Origin of the sequence: Candidatus Protofrankia californiensis, from assembly GCF_900634765.1 — a bacterium.
In the GTDB taxonomy this organism is placed as follows: Bacteria; Actinomycetota; Actinomycetes; order Frankiales; family Frankiaceae; genus Protofrankia; species Protofrankia californiensis.
Genome location: NZ_CAAAFT010000455.1, coordinates 4,182 through 6,307, shown reverse-complemented (window position 1 = coordinate 6,307; position 2,126 = coordinate 4,182). Strand labels below are relative to the sequence as shown.

Below are 2,126 nucleotides of genomic sequence, written 5' to 3'. Positions count from 1 at the left end.
TGGACGTAAGAAGAAGGTAGCGGACGCTGTGGGCGTGGACATGCCGCCGCCGGGTACCGGTCGGCATGTCCGGTCGGCTTCTCGGGCCTGCCGGGCTCCCCGGGCCCGCCGCCGTGGGCTCACTTCCTCGGTTCGGCGAGCCTCCCGGGTGCCTTGGGTTCGGTGACTGCCTTGGGTTCGGCGACGAGGACGCCTGCTGCCTGCTCGTCCGGCGCCGTGCGTCGCGGCGTCACGTAGGTCACGGCGTCCGCGGAGCCCGACGTGGCTACCTGGTCAGAATCTTTTCCCGGTGACAAGGTAGATCACCCGGTGGGCGACCGACACGGCGTGGTCGGCGTAACGCTCGTAGTAGCGACCGCACAGGGTGATGTCGATCGCAGCCTCCATGCCGTAGGTCCATTCCGTTTCCAGCAGCACGTGGAAGAGCTTGCGGTGCAGGGCGTCCATGGTGTCGTCGTCGCTTTCCAGCTCCTTGGCCAAAGCGGCGTCGTGGCCCGCGATGACCGACCCTGCCTTGGCGACGATGCGCTGCGCGACCTGGCCCATCTCCAGCAGGGTCGAGTGCAGCTCCGGCGGGACGGCGCGTCCGGGATAGCGACGGCGGGCCACCTTGGCGACGTGCAGAGCGAGATCACCCATGCGTTCGAGGTCGGCCACGATGCGAAGCGTCGTGACCATCGTCCGCAGGTCGGTGGCGACCGGCTGCTGGCGCACCATGATATCGAAGGATCTTTCCTCGATTTCGTTGCGCAGCAGGTCCACGGTCTCATCGGCCGTGATCACGCCCTCGGCGAGTTGCAGATCGGCGTCGAGAAGCGCAGTTGTCGCTCGCGCCATTGCTGAGGCGACCAGGTTGGTCATCTCGACGAGTGAGGAGTTGATGCTCTCGAGCTCGTCGTGGAAGGCGTCCCGCACGGACGGCTCCTTCGTGTGTGTAGCGGTTGCCAGCCCATCGGATCACAACAGGGCAGGTTGGGGATGGCCGAAGGCGGCGCGATCGTGTTTTTTTCGCGCTGCCGCAGGTCCAGGTCGCTTGGAGCGCGACCACGCACGTGCCGGCTCCCGGCACTGCGAGCCGGCGTCGGCTGCCCGGAAGGAAGCTGCCGCTCGGGCTTTCGACGCGTCATGAGGTGGTTATGAGGTGGTTATGAGGTGAGGGCGAACAGCGATTGCTCCTGTACATACGACCCCGAACGCCGCGCATACCCTGCCGCGATCAACGATGGTCGGCGGTGCTCGCCCTCCGGTGAACAGTCTCTGTTGGCCGGATGAACTCCTGACGACTATCGGCATTGGTTAGGTTGATACACCCTCAGGCTGCTGCCAGCCACCTACCATTCGGCCGTGGGCGAGGGTGCGGGCGAGCGGGAATCCGGCTTCGGGGTCTCCGGGCCGGGGTTGCACGCCGACGGGGAGCGCTCCGCGACCCGTTCCGGTCCGGCATCCTCGGGTCCGGTCCCGCCGGGCCCGGTCCTGCCGGGTCGGGGTGCGTCCGCAACCCGGACGGGCGACAGTACGATTGTGTCCCCGCGGCAGCGGATCCGCGATGGCGCGGCCGCGAACCCGCCGACTGCCGCCCACGCGGCGCTGCCCTCGCGCCTTATCCGGCGCCTCGTCGACGGACTCCCGTCCGGGCTGGTCGTCCTGGACGCCGACGGCGTGGTGGTGCTGGCCAACCCGGCAGCCCGCGCCATGGGGGTGATCGTCGACGGCCGCCTGGGCCTGGCCGAGCTCAGCGACCTGGCCGGTCGGACGCGCGGGGACGGCGTCGACCATGACCAGCAGCTCGACCTGCCGCCTCGCCCCGAGCCGCCGCTGACCCGCCCCCGCCCCGATCAGCAGGCGTTCGCCGTGCGGGCCCGCACCTCGCGGCTGGGCCCGGACGGCCACGTCGCCGTGATCATCGACGATCTCACTGAGGCTCGCCGGGTGGAGGCGGTCCGCCGTGACTTCGTGGCGAACGTCAGCCACGAGCTCAAGACCCCGGTCGGTGCGCTGCACCTACTTGCCGAAGCTGTTGCCGCGGCCAGCAACGATCCGGTGGCCGTCCGGCGGTTCGCCTCCCGGATGACGCACGAGTCCTCCCGGCTGGCGCGCCTCGTCCAGGAGATCATTGATCTGTCCCG

The 2,126-nt window shown here is 69.1% G+C and carries 3 protein-coding genes; 1 reads left to right on the top strand and 2 read right to left on the bottom strand.

Going from position 1 to position 2,126, the window contains the following annotated elements; translation table 11 throughout:
- Positions 1–119 precede the first annotated feature (119 nt).
- Together DD1DGNOD_RS30600 and phoU are read right to left on the bottom strand one after the other, a co-directional pair.
- Positions 120–242, bottom strand: a complete 123-nt coding sequence (locus DD1DGNOD_RS30600) for a hypothetical protein (RefSeq protein WP_283234747.1) — start codon at positions 240–242, stop codon at positions 120–122.
- 31 nt (positions 243–273) lie between these two features.
- Positions 274–915, bottom strand: coding sequence for a phosphate signaling complex protein PhoU (phoU, locus tag DD1DGNOD_RS23625; RefSeq protein WP_131771050.1), 642 nt, complete (start codon positions 913–915; stop codon positions 274–276).
- Positions 916–1,539: 624 nt separating this feature from the next.
- Here phoU and DD1DGNOD_RS23620 point away from each other — a divergent pair.
- A partial coding sequence (locus tag DD1DGNOD_RS23620; RefSeq protein WP_283234748.1) for a histidine kinase dimerization/phospho-acceptor domain-containing protein occupies positions 1,540–2,126 on the top strand: 587 nt, incomplete at its 3' end.